The 24,560-nt window shown below is 64.9% G+C and carries 23 protein-coding genes and 1 riboswitch; of the genes, 12 read left to right on the forward strand and 11 right to left on the reverse strand.

The window, feature by feature from the left end; translation table 11 throughout:
* Positions 1-81 precede the first annotated feature (81 nt).
* On the forward strand, positions 82-792 hold the full coding sequence (locus tag IAE37_RS10685) for a LexA family transcriptional regulator (RefSeq protein ID WP_201173222.1): 711 nt from the start codon (positions 82-84) through the stop codon (positions 790-792).
* Between the two features lie 268 nt (positions 793-1,060).
* On the opposite strand, the gene IAE37_RS10690 is transcribed toward IAE37_RS10685, so the two are convergent.
* Positions 1,061-2,065: a DUF1176 domain-containing protein gene (locus tag IAE37_RS10690; protein ID WP_328822717.1), complete on the reverse strand. Its 1,005-nt coding sequence runs from the start codon at positions 2,063-2,065 to the stop codon at positions 1,061-1,063.
* Between the two features lie 285 nt (positions 2,066-2,350).
* Between IAE37_RS10690 and IAE37_RS10695 the strand changes: the two genes are divergently transcribed.
* The 3 genes from IAE37_RS10695 (at position 2,351) to IAE37_RS10705 (ending at position 6,362) form a co-directional block, all read left to right on the forward strand.
* A complete protein-coding gene (locus tag IAE37_RS10695; protein ID WP_201173228.1) occupies positions 2,351-2,881 on the forward strand; it encodes a sigma-70 family RNA polymerase sigma factor in 531 nt (176 codons plus the stop codon).
* Entirely contained in the window at positions 2,878-3,843 is a 966-nt protein-coding gene (locus tag IAE37_RS10700) for a FecR domain-containing protein (RefSeq protein ID WP_201173231.1), read from the forward strand. Before IAE37_RS10695 ends, IAE37_RS10700 begins: the two co-directional genes overlap by 4 nt.
* A gap of 89 nt (positions 3,844-3,932) precedes the next feature.
* Positions 3,933-6,362, forward strand: a complete 2,430-nt coding sequence (locus IAE37_RS10705) for a TonB-dependent siderophore receptor (protein WP_201173233.1) — start codon at positions 3,933-3,935, stop codon at positions 6,360-6,362.
* A gap of 55 nt (positions 6,363-6,417) precedes the next feature.
* On the opposite strand, the gene IAE37_RS10710 is transcribed toward IAE37_RS10705, so the two are convergent.
* The 3 genes from IAE37_RS10710 to IAE37_RS10720 all read right to left on the reverse strand — a co-directional run bounded on the left by IAE37_RS10710 (position 6,418) and on the right by IAE37_RS10720 (position 10,081).
* On the reverse strand, positions 6,418-7,080 hold the full coding sequence (locus tag IAE37_RS10710) for a hypothetical protein (RefSeq protein ID WP_236409900.1): 663 nt from the start codon (positions 7,078-7,080) through the stop codon (positions 6,418-6,420).
* Entirely contained in the window at positions 7,073-7,738 is a 666-nt protein-coding gene (locus IAE37_RS10715; RefSeq protein ID WP_201173238.1) for a hypothetical protein, read from the reverse strand. The genes IAE37_RS10710 and IAE37_RS10715 overlap by 8 nt, the downstream gene beginning before the upstream one ends.
* Positions 7,739-7,903: 165 nt before the next feature.
* Positions 7,904-10,081, reverse strand: a complete 2,178-nt coding sequence (locus IAE37_RS10720; protein WP_201173240.1) for a TonB-dependent siderophore receptor — start codon at positions 10,079-10,081, stop codon at positions 7,904-7,906.
* Positions 10,082-10,438: 357 nt separating this feature from the next.
* Here IAE37_RS10720 and IAE37_RS10725 point away from each other — a divergent pair, with 357 nt between their 5' ends.
* The 8 genes from IAE37_RS10725 to IAE37_RS10760 all read left to right on the forward strand — a co-directional run bounded on the left by IAE37_RS10725 (position 10,439) and on the right by IAE37_RS10760 (position 19,792).
* The gene (locus IAE37_RS10725; RefSeq protein ID WP_201173242.1) at positions 10,439-11,131 is read left to right on the forward strand and encodes a response regulator transcription factor; all 693 of its coding nucleotides are present in this window, start codon (positions 10,439-10,441) and stop codon (positions 11,129-11,131) included.
* Positions 11,131-12,477: a HAMP domain-containing sensor histidine kinase gene (locus IAE37_RS10730; protein WP_201173244.1), complete on the forward strand. Its 1,347-nt coding sequence runs from the start codon at positions 11,131-11,133 to the stop codon at positions 12,475-12,477. The genes IAE37_RS10725 and IAE37_RS10730 overlap by 1 nt, the downstream gene beginning before the upstream one ends.
* A gap of 94 nt (positions 12,478-12,571) precedes the next feature.
* A complete protein-coding gene (locus IAE37_RS10735) occupies positions 12,572-13,462 on the forward strand; it encodes an alpha/beta hydrolase (RefSeq protein WP_201173246.1) in 891 nt (296 codons plus the stop codon).
* A gap of 78 nt (positions 13,463-13,540) precedes the next feature.
* Positions 13,541-13,682: riboswitch (FMN riboswitch) on the forward strand.
* 79 nt (positions 13,683-13,761) lie between these two features.
* Complete coding sequence (gene ribB / locus IAE37_RS10740) at positions 13,762-14,412, forward strand: 3,4-dihydroxy-2-butanone-4-phosphate synthase (RefSeq protein WP_201173248.1); 651 nt, start codon at positions 13,762-13,764, stop codon at positions 14,410-14,412.
* Positions 14,413-14,639: 227 nt separating this feature from the next.
* A complete protein-coding gene (locus IAE37_RS10745) occupies positions 14,640-14,882 on the forward strand; it encodes an exodeoxyribonuclease VII small subunit (protein ID WP_008092375.1) in 243 nt (80 codons plus the stop codon).
* Positions 14,879-15,766 (forward strand): (2E,6E)-farnesyl diphosphate synthase, encoded by an 888-nt coding sequence (gene ispA / locus IAE37_RS10750; RefSeq protein ID WP_201173250.1) that lies wholly within the window; start codon positions 14,879-14,881, stop codon positions 15,764-15,766. Before IAE37_RS10745 ends, ispA begins: the two co-directional genes overlap by 4 nt.
* 173 nt (positions 15,767-15,939) lie before the next feature.
* On the forward strand, positions 15,940-17,817 hold the full coding sequence (dxs, locus tag IAE37_RS10755; protein ID WP_201173252.1) for a 1-deoxy-D-xylulose-5-phosphate synthase: 1,878 nt from the start codon (positions 15,940-15,942) through the stop codon (positions 17,815-17,817).
* A 103-nt stretch (positions 17,818-17,920) separates the two neighbouring features.
* Positions 17,921-19,792: a TonB-dependent receptor domain-containing protein gene (locus tag IAE37_RS10760; RefSeq protein WP_201173254.1), complete on the forward strand. Its 1,872-nt coding sequence runs from the start codon at positions 17,921-17,923 to the stop codon at positions 19,790-19,792.
* Here IAE37_RS10760 and IAE37_RS10765 read toward each other — a convergent pair.
* From IAE37_RS10765 to ribH, 7 genes are all read right to left on the reverse strand, one after another.
* Positions 19,770-20,582 carry a cobalamin-binding protein gene (locus IAE37_RS10765; protein ID WP_201173256.1) on the reverse strand — a complete coding sequence of 271 codons (813 nt, stop codon included), beginning with the start codon at positions 20,580-20,582 and terminating at the stop codon, positions 19,770-19,772. The genes IAE37_RS10760 and IAE37_RS10765 overlap by 23 nt on opposite strands.
* Positions 20,583-20,594: 12 nt before the next feature.
* The gene (gene ribA, locus IAE37_RS10770) at positions 20,595-21,212 is read right to left on the reverse strand and encodes a GTP cyclohydrolase II (protein WP_201173258.1); all 618 of its coding nucleotides are present in this window, start codon (positions 21,210-21,212) and stop codon (positions 20,595-20,597) included.
* A 128-nt stretch (positions 21,213-21,340) separates the two neighbouring features.
* A complete protein-coding gene (locus IAE37_RS10775; RefSeq protein WP_201173260.1) occupies positions 21,341-22,084 on the reverse strand; it encodes a substrate-binding periplasmic protein in 744 nt (247 codons plus the stop codon).
* A 16-nt stretch (positions 22,085-22,100) separates the two neighbouring features.
* Complete coding sequence (locus IAE37_RS10780) at positions 22,101-22,604, reverse strand: phosphatidylglycerophosphatase A family protein (RefSeq protein WP_201173262.1); 504 nt, start codon at positions 22,602-22,604, stop codon at positions 22,101-22,103.
* Positions 22,601-23,563 (reverse strand): thiamine-phosphate kinase, encoded by a 963-nt coding sequence (gene thiL / locus IAE37_RS10785; protein WP_201173264.1) that lies wholly within the window; start codon positions 23,561-23,563, stop codon positions 22,601-22,603. The genes IAE37_RS10780 and thiL overlap by 4 nt, the downstream gene beginning before the upstream one ends.
* Positions 23,564-23,581: 18 nt before the next feature.
* Positions 23,582-24,082: a transcription antitermination factor NusB gene (gene nusB, locus IAE37_RS10790; protein ID WP_201173266.1), complete on the reverse strand. Its 501-nt coding sequence runs from the start codon at positions 24,080-24,082 to the stop codon at positions 23,582-23,584.
* The gene (gene ribH / locus IAE37_RS10795) at positions 24,079-24,555 is read right to left on the reverse strand and encodes a 6,7-dimethyl-8-ribityllumazine synthase (protein ID WP_133330105.1); all 477 of its coding nucleotides are present in this window, start codon (positions 24,553-24,555) and stop codon (positions 24,079-24,081) included. Before ribH ends, nusB begins: the two co-directional genes overlap by 4 nt.
* Positions 24,556-24,560 lie beyond the last annotated feature (5 nt).

Genomic DNA, 24,560 nt, shown 5'->3' on the forward strand with positions numbered 1-24,560 from the left:
CTACAAAAGGTCGTTTTCCCGCCTGTTCGCATCAACATCCCGTTCATTTCCTCGCGCATACACCGAGGTTACACTCGGCTAATGAACAAATCCGGTGAACGCCTCAAAGCCCTGCTCCACGAGTGTGGCCTGACCTCTTCCGATTTCGCTGCCCAGCGAGGTATCTCGCCGCAGCACGTCAATAACTGGTTCAAGCGCGGCATTCCCGTCGCCCGCCTCGACCAACTGGCTGATGTGTTCTGCGTGAACCGCCGCTGGCTGCAGTGCGGCGAAGGGCCCAAGCACCCCGCGCCGATCCTGCGCAGCGGCCTGCCCGCCGCGCAGCCGCTTGATGCTCCGGCCTTGCTCAGAGCCAAGAGCGGCTATCTGCAGCAGGTTCCTTTGCACACGCTGTCCGAGGGCGCACTGATCGAGGTTCCGGGCCACCACATGCCGCTGCCGGCCCAGGCACTGCAAACGTTGGGGATCAGCAGCGAGTCGGCTGTCTGTCTGGCCATGCCGGGCAGCAACATGGCCCCGCTGATCCCCTGCGGGGCCCTGGTCGCCATCGATCGCAGCCTGACCCAGGTGATCGACGGCGAAACCTACGCCCTGTCGCACAACGGCGTACTGAGGGTGAACAGCCTGAGCCTGGGTCAGCAGGGCACCCTGTGCCTGCATAGCCACGACCGCAACCAGCATGCCACCGAGCGCTACACCCGCGTGCAACGCAAGGCCCAGGGGCTGACCATTCTTGGCTGGGTGTTCCATTGGTCGTATTTTCGCGGTCATCGCCCAGGTACGACCTACTGATGGCAATTTTTGCTGGGCATCGGGCCCTAGCCCTTGTATGCTACGCCGCACATCAGCCCAGGCCGGCGCAAGCCGCGATCCAGAGGGCTCGGCAACGTCCCACACGGCCGTTAGCCATCTCTATTCGGCCCTTGATGGCCACACGATTAAGGCGGTTGCGGCTTACCAAAAATTAGCCAAGACCGTCCCCGAGAAGCCGGCCACAAGCCGGCTTTTTAATGTCTTTGATTTACCGGCTGCATCGACTGTCCGGATGTATTCGACAGTTCTAGCGGCCTGCCTCGGTACGCCACAGCACAGGCCAGTAAGCCTGATCCAGTCCCATGCAAGTGTTCATCTCAGCCGCACGCGTCAGCGTGAAACCGGTACCGTCGTAACGCCAACGCAGCGCAGTGCCACACCCGCCCATGCCCATCGCCAGCGCATCACTGCTCAACTCGCCCGTGACCGGATCAAAATCGACGCTGCCCAAAGGCTCCCTTTCCGCCAGGTTTGGCACCTCGGCGATCAGCGCTTTGCGCGCCTGCTCCGGGTGGTCCAGGGGCGTTTGGTAAATACTGTAGAAACAGTTATAAGCCGCACAGCCGGTCTGGATGATCACGAGCGCTTGATCTGCACTCAAGGCATAGGCTTGCGCCTTTGGCGCAACGCCTTCACTCAATTCTTCTTGCCACTCCTTGCGCGTGGCGGCCATGACCGTGTCCGCTACCTCGTTCGCCCTGCCCGGGGCTAGTGCAACGGGTGCCTGCCAACTCGGCGCCATGGGCGCAGCAACGGCTTGCGGCACGCCGCTAGCAGGCGCCGGACCCTTGGAGATCAATGCGTCCTGTGTGCCAACCCGCCCCTGCACCGAGTCCATCAGCAAAAGCGCCGCGCTCATCCCGCTCAGCGAAGCGACGGAGGTGCCGCCCTCAATGGGTAAGCTCAACTCCCGCCCGTTACGCAACTCCGCGATCAAGGCATCGGCATCGATTCCGGCCAGGGCAAAAACCTCGGGTACTTCGCCTTGTTTGAGTTCGCCAGGGCCGAATCGATGTTTCAGGGGTTTGCCATCGAGCGTTGGCTGACCACGGGTGGCGTTGTAGCTGAACACACCTACCCGCAGGTTTCCCTGCGGGCCGGCTTCACGCGTGACACGCAGGCTGAACGTCGTGACGCCGATATCGTCGCGCATGGGCACGGCCCCGATAGCAGTGCAGGCACGCGTGTTATCACAGCCGATAATCCAGTCCTTGATAGAACGCTCCAAAGGGACCTCTTCGGCGGCGTTCACACAGGGAATACCTGCGGCCATAAGGAGCATGAGGGGAAGTCGAATCATCGAACAGACGCCTGTAGACGAGCAAAACGCTATTAGGACAGGGGCCGTCGCCAATACCTATTGTTTGGCCTTCAGCCACAACAGAAATACTGCCTGGAACAATCGACACGGCCTTCCCGCTCGGCAACGCGGTATCCCGATGGCGCAGTCCCTGCACCGACCTGGCCAATTGCCCCGAAGCCCACAGCAACGCTAGAATTGCTAATTATTCGCATTAGCAACCAAGGCGCCGTTCCCATGACCGCTTCGCCCGGCACTGCTGGCTCCGACCTGGAGAACCTCTACCGTGCCCACCATGGCTGGATCCGCCAATGGCTGCAGCGCAAACTTGGCAATACCCATGACGCCGCGGAGCTCGCCCAGGACGTATTCGTCCGCCTGCTGAGCAAACCGCGAGCCTTCAATGATGCCGAGCACGCCAAAGCTTACCTCGGGCGGATGTCGCGAAACGCTTGCGTAGACTTCTGGCGGCGCCGGCACATCGAACAGGCCTACCTTGAAGTGCTGGCGGGCCAGCCGGAACAACTCCAGCCCTCGCTCGAGCACCAAGCCATCATCCTGGAGACCCTGGCCCAGCTGCAGGCCATGATCGATCGCATGCCACGGCGTGTTGCCGAGGCATTCTGCCTGGCGCAACTGCAAGGGATGAAACAGCGGGAGATCGCTGCGCACCTGAACGTGAGCGAGCGCAGCGTGAACACCTACCTTGCCCAGGCCATGTACCAGTGCCTGCTGCTGGAAGTCGAACTGGACGCGTCGCTTTCATGAGCCAGCCCCCGCTCGACCATGCTGTCCTGCAAGCCGCCGCCGCGTGGTTCGCACGCCTGCATGGCGCCGCAGACGACCCCGCCACACTCACGCAATGGAACACATGGCTGGCCGAAGATGCGCGGCACCGCCTGGCCTGGCGCTACGTGGAAAGCATCAACCAACGCTTCGGCAACCTGCACGCCGATGCCAACCACGCCCATCAGGTACTCAACACCGTCCACCGTCAACGCCACTCGCGCCGCGGGGTGCTCGGTGGCCTGTGCATCGCGGGTAGCGCAGGCCTGCTGGGCTGGGGCAGCTGGCGACAGGGCTGGATCGACTCGCCAAGCGCTTGGCTAGCCACCTACCGGACTGGCCTGGCCGATGTCCGGCCGCTGACACTGACCGATGGTACCCGGCTGTGGTTGAACGGCCAGACGGCGCTGGACGTGCAGTTCGATGAATCCGTTCGACAACTGCGCCTGTATCGCGGCGAAATCCTGATTGAGACCGCTGCCGATCCCCGGCCCCTTCAGGTGCTGACTCGCGCTGGCCGCATGCAACCCCTGGGCACCCGCTTCAGCGTGCGTGACCAGGGCCTGCTGACCACCTTGAGCGTGTTCACCGGCACGGTGCAGGCCACCTGCGCAGAGAGCGGCCGGGTACTGCGCGTGGAGGCCGGGCAGATGACCCTGTTCGATGCGCAGCAAGGCTCCACGCCTGGCGCAGCCACAGCCCTGCGCCAGGATTGGAGCCGTGGCGTGCTGGTGGCCGAGGACATGCCGCTACGCCAGGTCATCGAGGTGCTGCGCGACTATCGCCACGGGTACCTGGGTATCGACCCCGGCCTCGATGACCTGCGTGTCGTGGGGACCTATCCGCTGCTCGACAGCGACCGGACGCTGGCGATGCTGGAGCGTGCCCTGCCGGTCCGAGTCGTTCGCACCTTGCCTTGGTGGGTCTCGGTCGAAGCGCGCTGAAAATAATCTGAAAATCTTTTTCCGGTTTTGCGCCGCTCGTTCGCTTGGTGGGATGACGCCACTTCATCGAACTTGCAAAGGATCCGCCCATGTCTGCTCGCGACACCGTCTACCCCTGCCGTCATCCGCTCACCCTCGCCGTGTTGCTGGCACTGGCCAGCCAGAGCCCGAGCGTCTTCGCCGACAGCGCCGCGGCAACCGCGCAGGCACAAACCATCGATATCCCAGCCGGCCCCCTCGCCCGCCAGTTGAACCTGCTGGCCAGCCAGGCCGGCCTGCTGATCGGTGGCGATGCCTCGCTGACGGCCAACAAGCAGAGCCAACCCGTGCATGCCGCGAATGTGCAACAAGCGCTGACGCAGATGCTGGCCGGCAGCGGTGTGGAAGCGATCCGTACCGGGGAGCGTGAATTCCAGCTGGTGCGAAAGGCCGATGGCTCGGCCCTGACCCTGGACAGCACGACCATCAACGGCCAGGGCCTGGGTGAGGTCACCGAAGGCACCCACGCCTACGCCACCGGCCGCTCGGCCACGGCGACCAAGATGCCGCTATCGCTGCGTGAAACCCCGCAGTCGGTGACCGTGGTCACCCGTCAGCGCATGGATGATCAGAACATGCAAAACCTCGACGACGTCATGCGTAACGCCACCGGCGTCACCATCATCAAGAACGGTGGCGAGCGCTCGCTATACCAGGCCCGCGGGCAGACGGTCGAAAACCTGCAGATCGATGGTGTGCCGACCAACATCGGCAACCCGTACTCGATGGACACCATTTCCAAGCCCAACACCGACATCTACGACCGCGTAGAAGTGGTGCGCGGCGCCACCGGCCTGATGGAAGGTGCGGGCAACCCGTCGGCGTCGATCAACCTGGTCCGCAAGCGGCCTACGGCCGAGCCCCAGGCATTGATCGAAACCTCGGTCGGCTCCTGGGACGACTACAAGACCATGCTCGACCTGTCGGCGCCGCTGAACGAAGCCGGCACCCTGCGTGGCCGCTCGGTGATTACCTACAACAATGCCAACAGCTACCTGGACACGGCCCAGAAAGAAAACCAGCTGTTCTACGGCATTATCGAAGCCGACCTGGACGAGTCGACCTTGGTCACCTTCGGCTTCACTTACCAGAAGGAACGCAACTCCGGTTATGACTGGTCGGGCCTGCCCAGCAAGGAGAGCGGCGCGTTCTACCCGATGTCGCGCTCTACCTCGCTGACCGGTGACTGGAACCACCTGGACAAGCGCAACACCACCCTGTTCGCCGACATCCAGCACACCTTTGCCAACGGCTGGAAGGGTGTGGTGGCCGTCAACCAGATGTGGGCAAAGTCGGATTTCCTGGGTAACTACACCTTCCCAGGCGGTGGCACCGACCTGTTCACCCTCAATCCGCGCCACTTTCGCTTCGATGACACCCAGACCAGCATCGATGGCTACTTCACCGGCCCGTTCCAGCTGCTGGGTCGCCAACATGAGCTGATCGTGGGTGGCAACTGGAACAAGGACGACTTCGACTACCACGGCGGGCGCGATGCGACGTACCGCTACATCGTCGACATGAACAACCTGGCAGCGTTCGACCCACCCACGCCGACCGCCCTCAATGTCAACCAATGGCAATACAACCGCACCCAGGAACAAAAAGGCATCTATGTGGCCAGCCGGTTCAGCCTCACCGACAGTACTACGTTCATTCTCGGCAGCCGCCTGAGTTGGTACAGCCATGATTCGCTGGATGACACCAATGGCGTGCGCGAATCCTCGGACTACAAGCACTTCTCCAAGAGTGGCGAACTCACACCCTATGCGGGCCTGGTGCAGGACCTGAACGAAAACTGGTCGGCCTACGCCAGCTACACCGAGATCTTCAAGCCGCAGAGCGCGCAGGATGTGAATGGCACCACGCTTGCGCCGATGACCGGCAGCAACTACGAGATCGGCTTGAAGGGCGAGTTCCTCGACAAACGCCTGCAGACCGCCATCGCGCTGTTCCAGGCGGACCAGAGCGGGCGTGCCGAGCAAGTGAGCTGTGCCCAGACCTGGGCTTGCTACCGGGCTTCCGACAAGGTGCGCAACAAAGGTATCGAGCTGGAGCTGACCGGTGAGGTGCTGCCGAACTGGAATGTATCGGCGGGGTACACCTATACCCAGTCCAAGTACATCGGTGGCGAGCAGAAAGGCGAAGATTTCAACGGCGCCTCGCCACGCCATTTGTTCAAGGTCGCAACCGACTACCGCCTGCCAGGCAGGCTCAACCCGTTGCGTGTCGGTGGCAGCTTCTACGCCCAGAGCAAGATGACCCAGAGCGAGGTCGGCGAGGATTACAAGATCCAGCAGGATGCCTACCACCTGACCAACCTGCACGCCATCTACGAGCTCAGCCGCAACCTGGAGCTGCAATACAACCTGGATAACGTCTTCGACAAGAAGTACTACCAGACCCTGGGGAATCCCAATTACTGGAATTTCTACGGTGAACCGCGCAATTTCAATGTGGCGGTGCGGGCAAAGTTCTGAGAGAAGCGTGCCCGCGAAACCGAGTAGTGGCTCGCAACACTTCGCTGACAGCGTTTCAAACCTGTGTACCGAGCCGCTCCACCCCCGGAAACAACTGCCCCAACGTACGCCGCGCCTGGGCCGCTTCGAGGTAGCCGTACAACAGCTCGACCAACGCGTCCAGGTGCAGCGCCTTGCCCGCCAGGGTCGGCGTGCACATCCACACCTTGACCCGCAATCCACCGGCCAGCGGCACGGCATCGGGGGCTACCAGCGACTTGAAGCAAGCAGGTTGCAAGGCCGGCGCGCGGCTGAACGCCGATACCGAGAACACCAGCAAGGTGCTCAAGTGGCGCTGGTCGGCCTCGAACGCATCGAAGGTATGCCAAGGCAAGGGTTCAGGTGAGTTGGCGAAGCGCAGGGTCTCGGGCGTCAGTTCCAGCACCCGCGTGCCGTGACGGCGGCGCAACGCCTCGGCAAGGCCCAACCCAGCCAGACCGAGCAGCAGCATCGGCACGCCGCAGCCCCACAGCAGCCCTTTTACCGCCAGCGGGGTCTGCGGGCCGAATACCAGCGGTAGTGTGGCCAACCACAGGCCAACGACCGCCAGCAGCAAGCCCAGCAAGGCGCATAGCAGCGCCTTGCCGAGCGAACGTTCATGGATCTGCAGTGACTCGGTTGGCCCGTCAGCGCAGGCCTGGAGGTACTCCAGGTGCGCCTCGCGCTCGCGCTCATCCATGGGCTTGCAGGGCCTCCAGCTGGCGCTGCGCATGCGCAGCGTCGCGATAGGCGGCCAGCAGCGCGAGCGCTTCCTCGTTGTCCAGCTTGCGCCCGCCGATGGCCAGGCCGGCCGAGAGGATGCGCAGTTGCAGGCGAGGCTTGCGGATCACCATGGTCTGGTTGCCGAAGAACTGCAGCCGCGCCACACGGTGGTCGGGCAGTACTGCGTCGTCGCTCAGGTTCAGGGTCTGCATAGTCACCAGCCCCTCGTCCTTGATGGCCACCTCCTCGACCTGGGCCAGGTCGACCGGCGCGTCCAAGGTATCGACGAACAGTTGGCGGCGGGTCAGGCGCAGGAACACGTGGGTGCCAGCATTGCGGTGCTGCCAGCTGATCACGGCCGAAACCACCGTAACGAACAGTGCCGCCACGATCATGCCGGTCTTGCCCATGTTGAAAGCCAGGGCAAGCATGCCCAGCGCGACCAGCAACATCACCGGCCCCCATACTTTGTAGCGGCGCGAGTTGGTGAATTCGGTCTGCTCGGGTACCCGCTCGATCACCTGCTTGAGTTCGGCGATCACGCGATCGCGCTGGGCGGCGCGGGATTGGTCGTATTCGGCGCTGAGCGAGCCGCTGAGATTGGACAGCGAGTCCGGGTTTTCAGGTGTGGTCATAGGTATCGTCCCGGTTGAAAGGCCTGTATTGAAGTGGGCAGGCAGGCGCCTGCCAAGCCGGCTGGTCGCCACCCACAACAAACAGGCCGTCGATGACAACGGCCGATGCCCAGGCTGTGCGCGGGTTAACACTTGCGTGCTCCCCGCGCACAGCGACGGCATGCATCAGAAGTCGTAGCGGGCGCCGACCATCATGCTGCGCGAAGGCCCGTAGAAGTTGAACGTCGAGGTCGAACCCACCCGTGACAGGTAGTCACGGTCGAACAGGTTGTTGACGTTGAAGGTCGCCGTGAGCTTGTCGGTGACCGGGTACGACAGCATCGCGTCGACGGTGGCGTAGCCGGGGGCGTCGATGCGCACGCCGCCGTTCTCGGCATAGAAGTTGCTCATCGCCGACACGCCGCCACCGATGGCCAGGCCGTTCAGCGGGCCTTGGTCGATGGTGTACTTGGTCCACAGCGAGGCTTGGTTGCGCGGCATGATGAAGAAGGTGGTCTCGGCATCGCCCTTGACCGTGTCGGTCTGCATCCAGGTGTAGCCGGCGAGCACTTCCCAGTTCTGCGCCAGCTTGCCGCTGACTTCCACTTCGGCGCCCTTGACTCGAGTCTTGCCGGAGGCGACCGAGAAGCCGGTATCCACGCCATCGGCGTCGTATTCGGTGGTGGCGCGATTCTTGTCGGTCAGGCGGAACACCGAGAAACGGGTGTTGAGGTCGCCACCGAAGTAGCTGCTCTTCAGGCCGAATTCATACTGCTCGCCCTGGCGCGGCTTGAGCACGCGGCCGTTGCCGTCGGTATCGGACTGCGGCTTGAACACCTGGGAATAGCTGGCGTACAGGGCATGGTTTTCGGTCAGGTCGTAGACCACACCACCATACGGGGTGAAGCGTCCGTTGACGCGTTTGCTGTCATCGGTGGTCGAGCCACTGCTCAGGGTGGTGGTGTAGAAATCACCGTTGTACCAGCTGAAACGGCCACCGGCGATCAGCGCCAGGCGCTCGACCGGGCGGAAGGTGACCTTGGAGTACAGGCCGTACTCCTCTTCCTGCATGCCAGTCTCGGTGGTGTAGTTAGCCGACGGCTTGGAGGTCTGGCTCGGCGAATAGTCGTTGACGTCGATGGTGCCCAGGTTGGTGGCGCCATTGAGGTACTCGGTGTCGTAGTTCTTGTAGTCGGTGCCGACCACGAACTCGCTGACCTGGCCGAAGGTTTCGAACGGCTGGCTGTAGCTGGCGTCCAGCGAGTAGGTGTCCTGGGTGAAATCGCGGGCACTGGCGCGCAGCGAGTTGGCACCGGTGTTGGCGTTGGTCGCGGTGAAGGCATACAGGTAGTTGGTGTCGCGGTGCGAGCCACGGGCGGCGATGCGGCCATAGCCACCGTTGTCGAAGCGGTGGGTCAGCTCGGCGACCAGGTCGGTGGTCTTGCCGTCGAAGTAGTTCCAGTCGGCGCCGAGGAACTTCGAGTGGCTGAAGTCGGGGACCTTGCCATCCAGCGTGGCCGGGTAGCCGTTGTGCGGAGTGATGTTCTTCACTTCGTGGATCAGGCCGAACGACAACAGCGTGTCTTCGTCCAGGTCGATGTCCAGCGCGCCGTAGTAGCTGTTGCTGGTGTTGGCGTTGTAGTCCACTTCGCCATTGGTGTCGTCACGCGAGGCGACGAAACGCCCGCGCACGCGACCTGCTTCGTCCAGCGGGCCGCTCAGGTCGAGCTCCTGGTGATTGGTGTCCCAGGTGCCGTAGCTGCCTTCGATGTGGCCCTGGAATTCTGCGGTCGGGCGCTTGCGCACCATGTTGACGATGCCGCCCAGCTCGCTGGTGCTGCTGAACAGCCCCGCCGGGCCGCGCATGATCTCGACCCGGTCGAAGGCGGTCAGAGATGGCACGGTGCCGAAGATGCTCTGCATCGGGGCTGGCAGGCCGTCGATGTTGAATTCGCTGTACTCGTAGCCACGGGCGTAGATCGACGAACGACCGCTGTCGTTGGTCAGGGTACGCAGCCCGGCGGTGTACTTGGCCAGGTCGTCGAGGTGCACGAACTGGCGGTCCTTGACGTAGTCCTGGGTGTAGACGGTGATCGACTGCGGGATGTCCTTGAGCGCGGCCGGGGTCTTGGTGCCCACGGTGGCGGCATCGACGCTGTAGCCACCGGTCTGCTCCGACGGCAGCATGTCGTACAAGCGGTTGCCTTCGATGGTCAACGCCGGGATCTCCAGCGAACTGTCGTCCGCCGCAGCCTGGCTCGCGACCGTTTCAGCCAGTGCCGACAACGAAAACGGCGCCAGCAGCCCCAGCACCAGCCAACCCCGAACCCGTCGCGGGCTCCCCACACCTTTGATACCGCTCATGACACACCTTTCAGTTGGATTTGCAGTGGACAGGACAGCAACCGATGCGCGTGCACCGCGACGAGGGGCTCGGACCCCTTTCTTGCGGGCAGCCGTCTCCCGCGACATGGTCGATACAGACGATGGGCAAGGAGAGGGACCGGTGGCATCAGCCACCTAAATGACAGTCAATCGCAAACGACATCTGTTGCTTTTTGCGAACGATACCGTAGGGAAAGCTGGGGTGCAGCAGGATTAACCTTCTTAACACATGCCCGCACTGCAAGGGCCCGACGAAACCGGCACAGGAAGATTGCCCTCGACCCGCCCGCAATGGGATGATTCGTAACTGATACAAATTCTCATTCAAGGCTCATCGTGCCCACATCACTGTTGCTTGCCGAAGACGACCCGCGTCTGCGTCAGGACCTGGAACGCCATTTCCTCAGCCGTAGCTTTGAGGTTCACGCCTGTGCCAGCGGAACCCTGGCCCTGGCGGCGATCCAGCATTCGCGCTTCGACCTGGTGCTGCTGGATATCATGCTGCCCGGTATCGATGGCCTCAGCCTGCTCGACGAACTACGCCGCCAGCAGGCGGTGCCTGTGATGCTGATGTCGGCACTGGGCGCCGAGCAGGACCGCATCAGCGGGTTCACCCGCGGCGCCGACGACTACCTGCCCAAGCCGTTCAGCCTGGCCGAGCTGGATGCCCGGGTCGATGCGCTGTTGCGCAGGGTGGCCTTCGATCGCGGCGCGCCGGTACGGGCCGACGCGGGCTCGCTGGTCCTTGACCAGGACCGCCAGGATGTCGTCCACCACGGCAAGCCGGCCGGCCTCACGGCCTCGGAGTTCCGCCTGCTGGCCACGCTGTCGGCCCACCCCGGCGAAGCCTTGAGCAAGGCATTCCTGTACCAGACCGTGTTGCACCGGGCCTACACCCGGCTGGACCGCGGCCTGGACGTGCACGTGTGCAACCTGCGCCGCAAGCTGGCCGATATCGACGCCCAGCATCTGCAGATCCAGGCCGTGCGCGGCCAGGGCTACATCCTGGTCGACACGGAACAATCCTGATGCGCCGCCACCCCCTGCTGTGGAAACTGGCCATGCTGCAGGTGGGTTTTTGCCTGCTGCTGACCTGGCTGATCTGGACCTGGGGCCTTTCGGTCGAGCGCAAGAGCTACTTCCTTTCCCAGGCCGACCAGGACTACCTCGCCCGCTACGCCCAACAAGCCGAGCAGGCCTGGGAGCAAGGCGGTGCGGCCGGCACCGAGGCCTTTCGTCAGCAGCTGGAACAGGCCGAAGACACCTGGGTGGTGGTGCTCGGGCCCTACCTGCAGAGCCTGGGCACGACGCCGCTGACCGCCGAGCAGGCCAGCCACCTGACCTTCATGCGCAAGCTCAACTGGCCGATGAGCCGCCGCCTGCGCGACGAACTACCCTACGTGAGCATCGAGTTCCCTGAACACCCCGAGCACGGCCGCCTGGTGATGCAACTGCCCGAGCGCCTGCTGCCCACCGGCCTGACGCCGTGGACCCACGTCGTCACCCACGGCGTGGCCCCCACCCTGCTCGCGCTGCTGTTGGGCCTGGCGCTGTACCGCCATCTCGTGGTGCCGCTCAACCGCCTGCGCGACCGTGCCGACGCCCTGCGTGCCGATGACCTGGACAGCCCCAGCCTGCCGCTGCAAGAGCGCCGCGACGAGCTGGGCGAACTGGCTCAGGCCTTCGAGCACATGGCCGGGCGCCTGCGCCAGAGCCTCGAACAGCAACGCCTGCTGCTGCGCACGCTGTCCCATGAACTGCGTACGCCCTTGGCGCGGCTGCGCATCGCCCACGACAGCGACCTGCCGCCGGTGCAATTGCGCGAGCGTCTGGACCGCGAGGTGAACGACATGCAGAAACTGCTGGAGAACACCCTCGACCTCGCCTGGATGGACACCGAGCAGCCCCAGCTGGCAACCGAGCCGGTGCTGATGGTGTCGGTCTGGGAAGCGTTGTCCCAGGATATCTGCTTCGAGAGCGGCTGGGAGCGGGCGCGCCTGCCGTGCTCGCTGGGCACCGATTGCCTGGTCCAGGTGCACCTGGACAGCCTGGCCCAGGCCTTGGAAAACCTCATGCGCAATGCCATCCGCCACTCGCCCGACGAAGGCCGGGTCAGCCTCGATGGCTGGCGTGAGGGCGACTGTTGGCACCTGCGCCTGAGCGACCAGGGCCCCGGCGTGCCGCAGGCGGACTTGGAGCGCATCTTCAAGCCCTACCAGCGCCTGGCCGACAGCGGCGCGGGCTTTGGCCTGGGCCTTGCCATCGCCCGCCGCGCGATCGAGCTGCAAGGCGGACGGCTGTGGGCCAGCAACGGGCACCCCGGCCTGTGCCTGCACCTGGTGCTGCCGGCTGCCGTGGAATGTTTAGAAAGTTAATGCGCTTTACCGTCAAACGATAGTGAATATCATCCAGGATTCCGCGCACTGCGTGCCTGACTGTGCCACTCCCGGACGCCTGATGAGATTCCCGATGAGCAAGTTGACCCTGTCCCTCGCCCTGGCACTGGCCCTTGCCGCCCCGGCGGCCCTGGCCCAGCCCGAACGCAACCAGAAGATGGACACTCGCGTGCTGCAACGCCAGGACCTGGCCTACCGCTTCAGCCACCTCGACCTCGATTCGGTCGACGGCCAGCGTCACTACCGCCTGTGGATCGGCAAGCCCGACCGCCCAGCGCCGGCCACTGGCTACCCGGTGCTGTGGATGCTCGACGGCAACGCCGCGATCGGCGCCCTGGATGCCGACCTGCTGAAAAAGCTCGCCGAAGGCCAGGCGCCCTTGCTGGTGGCGGTGGGTTATCAGACCGACCAGCGCATCGAGCGCGTCGGCCGCACCTACGACTATACCCCGGCGCTGCCGGGGCAAGCACAGCAGCTCGATCCCCTGACCGGCCAGCCCAGCGGCGGCGTCGAGGTGTTCTTCGAGCTGCTGCGCCAGCGCATGCGCCCGATGGTGGCCGACGTCGCCCCGATCGACCCTGTACGCCAGACCCTCTGGGGTCACTCCTATGGCGGCCTGGCGGTGTTGCACGCACTGTTCGCCCACCCCGGCGAATTCAGCGACTACGCCGCCGCCAGCCCGTCACTCTGGTGGCATGACGGCGCCATCGTGCGCGAGGCCCAGGGCCTGCAGCAGCGTCTGGGCGACAGCCGCCCGCGGTTGTTGGTCATGCGTGGCGACGAGGAGCCGAGCAACCCGCGCGGTCCGGTCAAGGGCGATGGGCAGAAACCCGCCCGGGAAATGGCCGCCGACCTGGCCAAGGTGCAAGGCTTGCAGGTGCGCTTCGAAAGCTTCGACGGGCTGGGGCACGGGCCGATGCTGCCAGCCTCGCTGCGCCGGGTGATCGAGTCGATGTCCAGATGAGCGCACGCGGGTGGCGAGCCCGCCTAAGGTCGTAGGCGGGCAGGGTTGCCACATCGATGGCCCAGTGCTGTATGCTTGCCCGGTCTTCAGGGCGGGGTGAAAGTCCCCACCGGCGGTAAATCGAAAGATGAGCCCGCGAGCGCCCCGGCCATGCCGGGGGTCAGCAGATCTGGTGAGATTCCAGGGCCGACGGTCATAGTCCGGATGAAAGAAGGCGTCAGCCAAGGGCCATTCGGGCGCCCTTGCGCGCGCATTTTGCTCGCCCCGAGACGTTCATCGACCATTACGAGGAGCGTTTCATGTCTTCCATGCTGTTCCAGCAATATCCCAATGTCACCGCTGCCATCGCCGCTTTCCAGGCCGGGCGCCCCGTGCTGCTGCTCGACGACGACGATCGCGAGGATGAAGCCGATATCGTCGCCGCCGCCGAAAACCTCTCGCTGCAGACCATGGCCATGATGATTCGCGATTGCAGCGGCATCGTCTGCCTGTGCCTGGACGAGGCCACCGTCGACGCCTTGCAGTTGGCGCCGATGGTGCAGAACAACCAGGCCCGCCATGGCACCGGCTTCACCGTCACCATCGAGGCGGCCGAGGGAGTCACCACCGGCGTTTCGGCGCAGGACCGCATCACCACCATCGAGGCCGCCCTGCGCTCGACTGCGCAGCAACGCCATATCGTCAGCCCGGGGCATGTGTTCCCGCTGCGCGCCCGCGATGGCGGCGTGCTGGCCCGCCGCGGCCACACCGAAGGCTCGGTGGACCTGGCGCGCCTGGCCGGCCTGCGCCCAGCGGCAGTGCTGTGCGAACTGATGAACCCCGACGGCAGCATGGCCCGTGGCGAGCAGGTGGCGGTGTATGCCCGCCAGTACAACCTGCCGGTGCTGACCATCGAGGAGTTGGCGCGGTATCGCGAGGCATTGCTGGAGCTTCAGGCGGAAACCGTCTGATCCGTCGTTTTTGAAGGCGTTTTGGGGCCGCTGCGAGCCCCATCGCGGCACAAGGCCGCTCCTACAGCGTCAGGCCCTTGTAGGAGCGGCCTTGTGCCGCGATGGGGCGCGCAGCGGCCCCGATTGGCGTAACTGAAAGACATTAACCTTACGCCCACACAAGTTTGCTCCCCCCGCCCCTCTCTGCTAGTGTCGCGCCGTTCTGACCAGCCACCGAGACAGTCGCCATGGCCCGCAAAAAAGCCTCCATCGATTTCGAACAATCCCTCGCCGATCTGCAAGCCTTGGTCGAGCGCCTGGAGAACGGCGAACTGTCGCTGGAAGACTCGCTGGCAGCCTTCGAGCAAGGCATCGCCCTGACCCGCGATTGCCAGGGCGCACTGGCCCAGGCCGAGCAGAAGGTACAGATTCTCCTGGAACGCGACGGCGAGCTGGCCGCCCAGCCCTTCGACGCGGAGCCCGAGGCATGATCGCGAGCTACCAGGCCCGCAGCCAGGCACGTGTCGACGCTGCCCTCGAGCCGCTGTTCCAGGCACCTTCCAAGGAACTTGAGCGGCTCTACGCGGCCATGCGCTACAGCGTGATGAACGGCGGCAAGCGGGTCCGCCCGCTGCTCGCCTACGCCGCTTGCGAAGCCCTCGGCTCACCGGCCGAACAGGCCAACGGTGCCGCCTGCGCGGTGGAACTGATCCACGCCTACTCGCTGGTGCACGACGACCTGCCGGCCATGGACGACGACGACCTGCGTCGTGGTCAGCCGACCACGCACAAGGCGTTCGACGAAGCCTGCGCCATCCTCGCCGGCGACGGCCTGCAGAGCCTGGCCTTCAGTGCCCTGCTCGACCCACGCCTGAGCCCGCAGTCCGACACCCTCCGCCTGGCCATGGTCCAGACCCTGGCCAAGGCTGCCGGGCCTGCCGGCATGGTCGGTGGCCAGGCCATCGACCTGGGTTCGGTGGGCATCAAGCTCGACCAGAAGGCGCTGGAGTTCATGCACCGGCACAAGACCGGTGCCCTGATCGAAGCCAGCGTGCGCCTTGGCGCCCTGGCCAGCGCCCGCGCCGAACAGGCCCAGCTGGACGCCCTGCAGGCCTACGCCCAAGCCGTCGGCCTGGCATTCCAGGTGCAGGACGACATCCTCGACGTGGAAAGCGACACCGCCACCCTGGGCAAGCGCCAGGGTGCCGACATCGCCCGCGACAAACCGACCTACCCTGCCCTGCTCGGCCTGGAAGCGGCCAAGGCGTATGCGATCGAACTGCGCGACCAGGCGCTGGTCGCACTGGAAGGGTTCGGTGAAAATGCCGAGCCTTTGCGGGCCTTGGCGCGTTACATCGTCGAACGGCGCCACTAAACCTCACAGCAGGCCTCTGTAGGAGCGGGTTTACCCGCGAATGGATGCTGGATCGACCACCGCATTCGCGGGTAAACCCGCTCCTACAGAGGCCTGCGGCCCGCGTCTGAATGGGCAGCTTTTCCTACAATGGGGTAAACTGCCGCGTCTTCACACCTATAACGACTCGCCTGATGCCCACGACGTTTCAAGAGATCCCCCGCGAACGCCCGGTCACGCCGTTGCTCGACCGCGCTGACACGCCTGCCGGCCTGCGCCGGTTGGCCGAAGCCGACCTGGAGACCCTGGCCGACGAGTTGCGCCAGGAACTGCTCTACACCGTGGGTCAGACCGGTGGGCATTTCGGCGCCGGCCTGGGCGTGATCGAGCTGACGATCGCCCTGCACTACGTCTTCGACACCCCGGATGACCGCCTGGTGTGGGATGTCGGCCACCAGGCCTACCCGCACAAGATCCTCACCGGACGGCGCAACCGCATGCTGACCCTGCGCCAGAAGGACGGCATCGCCGCCTTCCCGCGCCGCAGCGAGAGCGAATACGACACCTTCGGCGTCGGCCACTCCAGCACCTCGATCAGCGCTGCCTTGGGCATGGCCATCGCCGCCCGCCTGCAGAATGACCCGCGCAAGGCCATCGCCGTGATCGGCGACGGCGCCCTGACCGCTGGCATGGCGTTCGAGGCGCTGAACCACGCCCAGGAAGTGGACGCCAACATGCTGGTGATCCTCAACGACAACGACATGTCGATCTCGCGCAATGTCGGTGGCCTGTCCAACTACCTGGCCAAGATCCTCTCCAGCCGCACCTACGCCAGCATGCGCGAAGGCAGCAAGAAAGTGCTGTCGCGCCTGCCAGGCGCCTGGGAAATCGCCCGCCGCACCGAGGAATACGCCAAGGGCATGCTGGTCCCCGGCACCCTGTTCGAAGAACTCGGCTGGAACTACATCGGCCCGATCGACGGCCACGACCTGCCCACCATGATTGCCACCCTGCGCAACATGCGTGACCTCAAGGGCCCGCAGTTCCTGCACGTGGTGACCAAGAAAGGCAAGGGCTTCGCCCCGGCCGAGATCGACCCGATCGGCTACCACGCCATCACCAAGCTCGAGCCCGCCGACAAGCCGGCCGGGCCGAAGTACTCCGCGGTGTTCGGCCAGTGGCTGTGCGACATGGCCGCGGCCGACAACCGCCTGGTCGGCATCACCCCGGCGATGAAGGAAGGCTCCGACCTGGTGGCCTTCAGCGAACGCTACCCGGAGCGCTACTTCGACGTGGCGATCGCCGAGCAGCACGCGGTCACCTTCGCCGCCGGCATGGCCTGCGAAGGCGCCAAGCCGGTGGTGGCAATCTATTCGACCTTCCTCCAGCGCGCCTACGACCAGTTGATCCACGACGTGGCGGTACAGAACCTCGACGTGCTGTTCGCCATCGACCGCGCCGGCCTGGTCGGCGAGGACGGCCCGACCCACGCCGGCAGCTACGACCTGTCGTACCTGCGTTGCATCCCCGGCATGCTGGTGATGACCCCGAGCGACGAGAACGAGCTGCGCAAGATGCTCAGCACCGGCCACCTGTACAACGGCCCGGCGGCCGTGCGCTACCCACGCGGCACCGGCCCCAACGCGCCGATCAGCGGCGACCTGGAGCCGCTGGAGATCGGCAAGGGCGTGGTTCGCCGTCAGGGCGAGAAAGTCGCCTTGCTGGTGTTCGGCGTGCAAATGGCCGAGGCCCTGCAGGTGGCCGAGCAGATCAACGTCACCGTGGTCGACATGCGTTTCGTCAAGCCGCTGGACGAGGCCTTGGTGCTGGAATTGGCCGCTAACCATGAGCTGCTGGTGACCATCGAGGAAAACGCCATCATGGGCGGCGCTGGCGCGGCCGTGAGCGAGTTCCTGGCCCGCGAGGCGGTGCTCAAGCCGCTGTTGCACCTGGGGCTGCCAGATATCTATGTGGAACATGCCAAGCCGGCGCAGATGCTGGCCGAATGCGGGCTGGATGCTGCCGGCATCGGAGCCTCGGTGAAGGCCCGGATGGCCAAGCTAGGCCTTTAACGGCCCTTTCGCGGCGTCTCGGCGCCCCGATAAACCCGCTCCTACAGTTTCTGTGCATGACCTGTGGGAGCGGGCTTGTCCCGCGAATGCGTTGGAACCGCCAATGAAAAGATCCGCCTGTGCCGCAATACTCTGCGCCCCCACCCTTCTACTGGCCGCCGAACGCGACGACGCCCTGAAACTCCCCGACGTGCTGATCAGCGCCAACCGCCAGGTCGAATCACGCACCGCCACCAGCGCCGCCAACACCGTCTTCACCCGTGCCGACATCGACCGCCTGCAGCCCAACAGCGTGACCGACCTGCTCACCCGCGTGCCTGGCGTGCAGGTGGCGCCGACCGGTGGCCGCGGCAGCCTGCCGGGGATTTTCATCCGCGGCACCAAGGCCGCCCAGAGCCTGGTGCTGGTGGATGGCGTGCGCATCGCCAACGCCACTTCCGGCGACAGCGGCCTGCAGTTTCTCGATGTCGACCAGATCGAGCGGGTCGAGGTGTTGCGCGGTTCGCGTTCGGCGCTGTACGGCAGCGACGCCATCGGCGGGGTGATCCAGATCTTCACCCGCCGCACCAGCGGCCCCGGCGTGCAGCCACGGCTACGCCTGGCCGCCGGCAGCAATCGCACCTGGCAACGCAGCCTGGGGCTGTCTGGCAACGATGGCGCCACGCGCTTGAACCTCGGCGCCAGCCTGGATGAAACGGCCGGCATCGACGCCACCGGCCCCTCGTTCGCCAGCGACCAGGACCACGACGCCTACCGCAACCGGTCGCTCAACCTGAGCCTGAGCCACACCTTCGGCGAGCGTTTCGAGGCTGGCCTGAACCTGCTCGACAGCCGCGGGCGAAGCGAATACGACAACCCGTTCGGCCGCTTCGACCCGGTGACTTTCGAGAGCTTCGGGCAGAAGCCTTATACCGACTTCAGTGTCAGCAGCCTGGGTAGCTACTTCGACGCCCAGCTCAACGACACCTGGCATTCGCGCCTCGAACTCGCCCACAGCGAAAACCGCGACGACAAGCGCGACAAGCTCAGTGACGAGCGCTCTGTATTCAATACCTACCGCGACCAAGTCACCTGGCAGAACGACCTGGCCGTGGCCGAGCAGCACAACGTGCTGGTCGGTGGCGACTGGTACGAAGATCGCGTACATGCCAGCACCGACTTCACCGAGGACAGCCGCTGGAACCGCGCCGCCTTCATCCAGCACCGCTACAGCGGTGAACGGTTCTCTACCGAGCTGGGCGTGCGCCGTGACCAGAACCAGCAATTCGGCGGCCAGACCACCTGGAGCGGCAGCCTGACCCTGCCACTCGATGCCCGCAACGATGTACTGCTGTCGTACAGCGAGGGCTTCCGCGCACCGACCTTCAACGACCTGTACTACCCGGACTTCAGCAACCCCGACCTCAAGCCTGAACGCTCGAAGAGCTACGAACTGCAATGGCGCAGCCAGCTCACCGACGACAGCCGCCTGGAAACCTCGCTGTACCGCACCGACCTGCGCGACGCGATCATCTTCGGCCAGGACTCGATCCCGCATAACGTCGCCTCGGCACGCATCAACGGCCTGGAGCTGTCCCTGGACCAACAATGGGGCGCCTGGCGCAGCCAGCTCGGCATCGCCTTCATCGACCCACGCGACCGCGACAGCGGCCACACCCTCGCCCGTCGTGCCCGGCGCACCCTGAGCCTGGACCTGGACCGCCAGTTCCAGCGTTTCGAGGTGGGCGCCAACTGGCAGGCCGTAAGCGCCAGCTACGACGACGAGGCCAACCGCAACCGCCTGGGCGGCTACGGTCTGCTGGGCCTGCGCGGCGCGTGGGCGGCAACCGATGAACTCAAGCTGGAGTTGAAGCTGGACAACCTGCTGGACAAAGGCTACAGCCGGGCACTGTACAGCTATGACGGCGCCAGCTACGGCTATCGCGAGGAAGGCCGGACGGCGCTGCTCAGCCTCACCTGGACGCCGGTGCTGTAGCGGCCAACAGCGCGCACAGGCGTGCGGTGGCTTCGATCATCTGACCACTGGGGCGCTCGATGCCCTTGTCCGGCACCACCAGCAAGCGCCCGCCGGCCACCGCGTCGATGGCCGGCCAGGCCTTCCAGCTTTGCAGTTGCGCCGTGTCGCCGGCGAGGATGACCTGCGGATTGCGCAGCAACACCGATTCCACGCTCACCTGCGGCGCTGGCTGGGTCAGGTCATCGAAGACATTGCGCGCACCGCACACGCTGAGGGCATCACTCACCACTTGCCGGCCGCCCAGGGTATACAGCGGCCGATCCCAGACCTGGTAGAACACCCGCAGCGGCTGCTCACGGTGGTACTGCTCGCGCAACTGGCGCAAGCGCCCCCGCAGCGCGTTGACGTATGCCTGGCCCTGTTCGGCCAGGCCCAGGCGCTGGGCAAGGGCTTCGATCTGTTCGATCAATTGCGCCAGGCTATGCGGCTCGGCGCTGTAGGTGGCGATACCCAGGCGGGTGAGCTGGTCGCGCTGGGCCGGGGTGATGCTGCCCGGCCACAGCAGCAGCAAATCAGGCCGCAGGCTGACCAGGCGTTCGAGGTCGAGCTGGCCCTGGCGCCCCACCGAAGGCAGCGCCCGTAGCGCCGCAGGGCGCTCGCCGCCGTCGAGCACGCCGACCAGCAGGCCGTCGGCCTGCAGTTCGAGCATGATTTCGGTCATCGACGGCGCCAGGCTGATCACCCGCAGCGGCTCACCCGCCTGGGCGGTGCAGGCCAGCAAGGCCAGCAGGCAGAACAGCAGGCGCATCGGCAGGGCCGATCAGGCCTGGGGCACTTCGCCCTGGTGCTTGTTGCCCATCATGTGGCCGAGCTTGTCGGCCTTGGTGGCCAGGTACAGGCGGTTGTGCGGGTTGTGCCCGGTGTGCAGCGGCACGCGCTCGGCGACGGTGATGTGCATGTCGGTCAGCGCCTTGACCTTGCGCGGGTTGTTGGTCATCAGGCGCAGGGCCTTGACGCCAAGGTGTTCGAGCATCGGCAGGCACATGGCGTAGTCACGCTGATCGGCGGCGAAGCCCAGGCGCTCGTTGGCCTCGACGGTGTCGGCGCCGCCATCTTGCAGTTCGTAGGCGCGGATCTTGTTCAGCAGGCCGATGCCACGGCCTTCCTGACGCAGATACAGCAGCACGCCACGGCCTTCACGGGCGATGGCCTGCAGCGCGGCTTCCAGCTGCGAGCCGCAGTCGCAACGCTGGCTGAACAGGGCATCGCCGGTCAGGCACTCGGAATGCAGGCGCCCCAGCACCGGCTCACCATCGGCGATATCACCCAGGCTCAGCACCACGTGTTCGCGGCCGGTCGCTTCGTCGAGGAAGCCATGCATGGTGAAAGTCGCAAAGGGGGTCGGAAGTTTAGAGGCGGCAACAAAGACGACGGGCACGTTGTGCTCCTGGAGTAAGTAGGACATTTCTCAGGAAGCGATTGTATCAGCAGGTTGGCACGTGTGGGCCCGCTGAATACCGTCGCTTAAGATCGAAAAGTTCGATGCTTATGGTGCCCGCCCGCGCATCATTGCGGCTTGCTGTCGGGACTGAACGGATACGGCTGCTTCCAGTGCTCGAAAATCGGCTTCAGTTCACCGCTGCGCACCAGCTCTGCCATGCGTTTGTCGAACAGCTCGCGCAGGGCCTTGGCCCTATCGCTCTTGTCAAAGGCCAGGTACAGCGGCAACTCAGCGATATGCGTACGATGGAAGCGTTCGGGCTGCGAGGTTTGCCCGAGCACGTAGTCGACTTCGGTCTGCGCATCGATGTAGAAGTCTACCCGGTCATGCTCGAGCATCGGCAGGATGCCTTCACGGCGCTGGATTTCACGGAAGTTGTGGGCATTGGGCAGGTAGCTGTCATAGTCGTAGCCGCGCACCCAGGCCAGGCGATACTGACCGACGGTATCCAGGGTCGGCACCGGCTTGTCGGCCAGGCCCAGTGCATAGATATGGTCCATGTCGAAGTGCCAGCGCGGATACAGGCTGTCGTCGTTCTCTTCCTTGTACGAGCCAACCCAGGCATCGGCTTCGCCGCGTTTGACCAGCCCGATCGCGCGGCTGTACGGCGCACTCTGGGTCACTACCTTGACCCCGGCGGGCTCGAACACCTTGCGCAGCACGTCCCAGGCCACCCCGCTGCCATCGGCGTTGGTGTAGTCGATCCATTCCTCGCTGACCAGGTGCACCTGCTTGGGCAAGGCGTCGGCGGCGGCCACCCAGGGGGCCAGGCTCAGCATCATTGCCAGCAACACAGTCCTCATGACCATCGCCCCACTCCCTGTATCAGCCAACCGCCCAGACCAGGACCTGCATGCCCAGCCAGGCGAACACACCTGCCAGGATATCATCAAGCATGATGCCGACGCCGCCATGCACATGACGGTCGATCCAGCGAATCGGCCACGGCTTGAGAATGTCGAAGAAACGGAACATCAGGAAGCCTGCCAGCAGCCACTGCCAGCCATCGGGCACCAGCCACAGGGTGATCCACATGCCGACCATCTCGTCCCAGACGATGCCTTCGTGGTCGTGCACGCGCAAGTCGGTGGCCACCTTGCCGCACAGCCAGAAGCCGAACAGCATGGTGATGCCCAGCAGCAGCCAGTAGCCCCAGTCCGGTAGCATCTGCCACAGCGGAATGAACGGCAGGGCGACCAGCGAACCCCAGGTCCCGGGGGCCTTGGGCAGGGTGCCGGAGCCAAAGCCGAAAGCGATGAAGTGCCACGGGTTGCGCCAGACCGAAGGCGGAACGTTCTCCGCAGGCACCTGGTTCGGGTGGTCGGTCACGGTGTCTCCCTAAAATGTTGATAGCCCCGCTGGCGCGGGGTGATGTCCTGGCCCTGGCGGTCGCGCAGGCTAACACCCTGGCCGTCGAGCACCCGCCCGATGACATGGACACTGGCCTGCCCCTGCAGGGATGAAAGCTGCGCCGGCGGCAGGGTGAATACCAGCACATAGTCGTCGCCGCCGGCGACTGCGGCCTGCAACGCCGCCTCGGCCCCGAGAAAACCCTGCAAAGCGGATGACACCGGCACCTGGTGCAGGTTCACCTCGAGCGCCACACCGGAAGCCTTGGCGATGTGCCCGCAGTCGGCCAGCAGGCCATCGGAGATGTCCAGCGCCGCAGTGGCGCGGCCCCGCAACAGCTGGCCGAGGGCGAACTGGGGCGACGGGGCCCAGTAGTGATCGAGCAACGGTTGCGCCAGGGCGCTGGGCGCCTCGCGCTCGCCCAGCACCAACGGCAGGGCGCCGGCGGCATTGCCCAGCTCGCCGCCCACGCACAGCAGGTCACCGGGCCTGGCCCCGCTGCGGCGCAGGGCCTGCCCGGCCGGAACGCGGCCGAACACGGTCACGGTGATGCTCAAGGGCCCACGGGTGGTGTCGCCACCGACCAGGCTCAGGCGGCAGTGCCGGGCCATGCGGTCGAGACCGTCTGCATAGGCGCGCAGCCAGTCCTCGCCGACTTCCGGCAGGGTCAGGGCAAGGGTGAAGGCAATTGGGGTCGCGCCCATGGCAGCCAGGTCGCTGGCAGCTACAGCCAACGAGCGCTGGCCAAGCAGGCCAGGGTCGCAGACCAGGGGAAAATGCACGCCGGCAACCAGGGTGTCGGTGGACACCGCCAGTTGCTCACCGGGGGGCAGGCCCAGCAGGGCGCAGTCATCGCCGATGCCCAGTGCCACGCCTTCGCTGCCTTGCGCGCATTGCGCGGCGGCGAAATAGTGGTTGATCAGCTCGAACTCACCCATGGCCCGACAGCGCTGGGATCAGCGCTTGGCCGCCTTGACTTCCGCTTCGCGCAGGATCGGCGCGAGCTTGTCCAGCACGCCGTTGACGAACTTGTGCCCGTCGGTGGCGCCAAACACCTTGGCCAGTTCCACACCTTCGTTGATCACCACGCGGTACGGTACGTCGACGCGCTTGATGAACTCCCAGGTGGACAGGCGCAGCACGGCCAGTTCGACCGGGTCGAGCTCTTCCAGTGCCAGGTCCAGGCAAGGTGCCAGGGCCTTGTCGATCTCGCCCTTGATTGCCGGAACCCCATGCAGGATCTCGCGGAAATAGGCGCCATCGACATCGGAGAAATCGTTATCGACCCGGAACTGCGCTTCGACCTCGTTCAGCGAATGCTGAGCCATGTGCCACTGGTAGAGGGCCTGGGTCGCGAGCTTGCGGGCTTCGCGGCGCTTGGCGCTCTTCGAGGGCTTGCCGGCATCCGCAGGTTTTGGATCGCGCGGGTTGAAACGATCGCTTTCGTCGCTAATCACTTGGCCTCCAACTGCGCCAGCAGACTGACCATTTCCAGAGCGGACAGGGCAGCTTCAGCACCTTTGTTGCCGGCCTTGGTGCCGGAACGCTCGATGGCCTGTTCGATGGAGTCGACGGTCAGGACACCGAAGGCCACCGGTACACCGAACTCCATGGACACCTGGGCCAGGCCCTTGGTGCATTCGCCCGCCACGTATTCGAAGTGCGGGGTACCGCCACGGATCACGGCGCCCAGGGCGATGATCGCGTCGTATTCGCTTTGCTGGGCGACCTTCTGTGCCACCAGCGGGATCTCGAAGGCGCCCGGGGCACGGATGATGGTGATGTCGCTTTCGCTGACGCCGTGGCGTACCAGGGCATCGACGGCACCGCTTACCAGGCTTTCGACGACGAAGCTGTTGAAGCGGCCAACCACCAAAGCATAGCGACCTTTGGGGGCGATGAAGGTACCTTCGATGGTCTTCAGGGTCATTCCGA

Source organism: Pseudomonas sp. S31 (assembly GCF_016648105.1).
Lineage (GTDB): Bacteria > Pseudomonadota > Gammaproteobacteria > Pseudomonadales > Pseudomonadaceae > Aquipseudomonas.

Coding starts and splice junctions, on each gene's coding strand:
- IAE37_RS10705 (WP_201173233.1), top strand. CDS start 3,933: ATGTCTGCTCGCGACACCGTCTACCCCTGCCGTCATCCGCTCACCCTC.
- IAE37_RS10760 (WP_201173254.1), top strand. CDS start 17,921: ATGAAAAGATCCGCCTGTGCCGCAATACTCTGCGCCCCCACCCTTCTA.
- IAE37_RS10685 (WP_201173222.1), top strand. CDS start 82: ATGAACAAATCCGGTGAACGCCTCAAAGCCCTGCTCCACGAGTGTGGC.
- IAE37_RS10695 (WP_201173228.1), top strand. CDS start 2,351: ATGACCGCTTCGCCCGGCACTGCTGGCTCCGACCTGGAGAACCTCTAC.
- ispA (WP_201173250.1), top strand. CDS start 14,879: ATGATCGCGAGCTACCAGGCCCGCAGCCAGGCACGTGTCGACGCTGCC.
- ribH (WP_133330105.1), bottom strand. CDS start 24,555: ATGACCCTGAAGACCATCGAAGGTACCTTCATCGCCCCCAAAGGTCGC.
- IAE37_RS10730 (WP_201173244.1), top strand. CDS start 11,131: ATGCGCCGCCACCCCCTGCTGTGGAAACTGGCCATGCTGCAGGTGGGT.
- thiL (WP_201173264.1), bottom strand. CDS start 23,563: ATGGGTGAGTTCGAGCTGATCAACCACTATTTCGCCGCCGCGCAATGC.
- IAE37_RS10710 (WP_236409900.1), bottom strand. CDS start 7,080: ATGGATGAGCGCGAGCGCGAGGCGCACCTGGAGTACCTCCAGGCCTGC.
- IAE37_RS10765 (WP_201173256.1), bottom strand. CDS start 20,582: ATGCGCCTGCTGTTCTGCCTGCTGGCCTTGCTGGCCTGCACCGCCCAG.
- IAE37_RS10715 (WP_201173238.1), bottom strand. CDS start 7,738: ATGACCACACCTGAAAACCCGGACTCGCTGTCCAATCTCAGCGGCTCG.
- dxs (WP_201173252.1), top strand. CDS start 15,940: ATGCCCACGACGTTTCAAGAGATCCCCCGCGAACGCCCGGTCACGCCG.
- IAE37_RS10745 (WP_008092375.1), top strand. CDS start 14,640: ATGGCCCGCAAAAAAGCCTCCATCGATTTCGAACAATCCCTCGCCGAT.
- IAE37_RS10735 (WP_201173246.1), top strand. CDS start 12,572: ATGAGCAAGTTGACCCTGTCCCTCGCCCTGGCACTGGCCCTTGCCGCC.
- IAE37_RS10720 (WP_201173240.1), bottom strand. CDS start 10,081: ATGAGCGGTATCAAAGGTGTGGGGAGCCCGCGACGGGTTCGGGGTTGG.
- ribB (WP_201173248.1), top strand. CDS start 13,762: ATGTCTTCCATGCTGTTCCAGCAATATCCCAATGTCACCGCTGCCATC.
- IAE37_RS10775 (WP_201173260.1), bottom strand. CDS start 22,084: ATGGTCATGAGGACTGTGTTGCTGGCAATGATGCTGAGCCTGGCCCCC.
- IAE37_RS10700 (WP_201173231.1), top strand. CDS start 2,878: ATGAGCCAGCCCCCGCTCGACCATGCTGTCCTGCAAGCCGCCGCCGCG.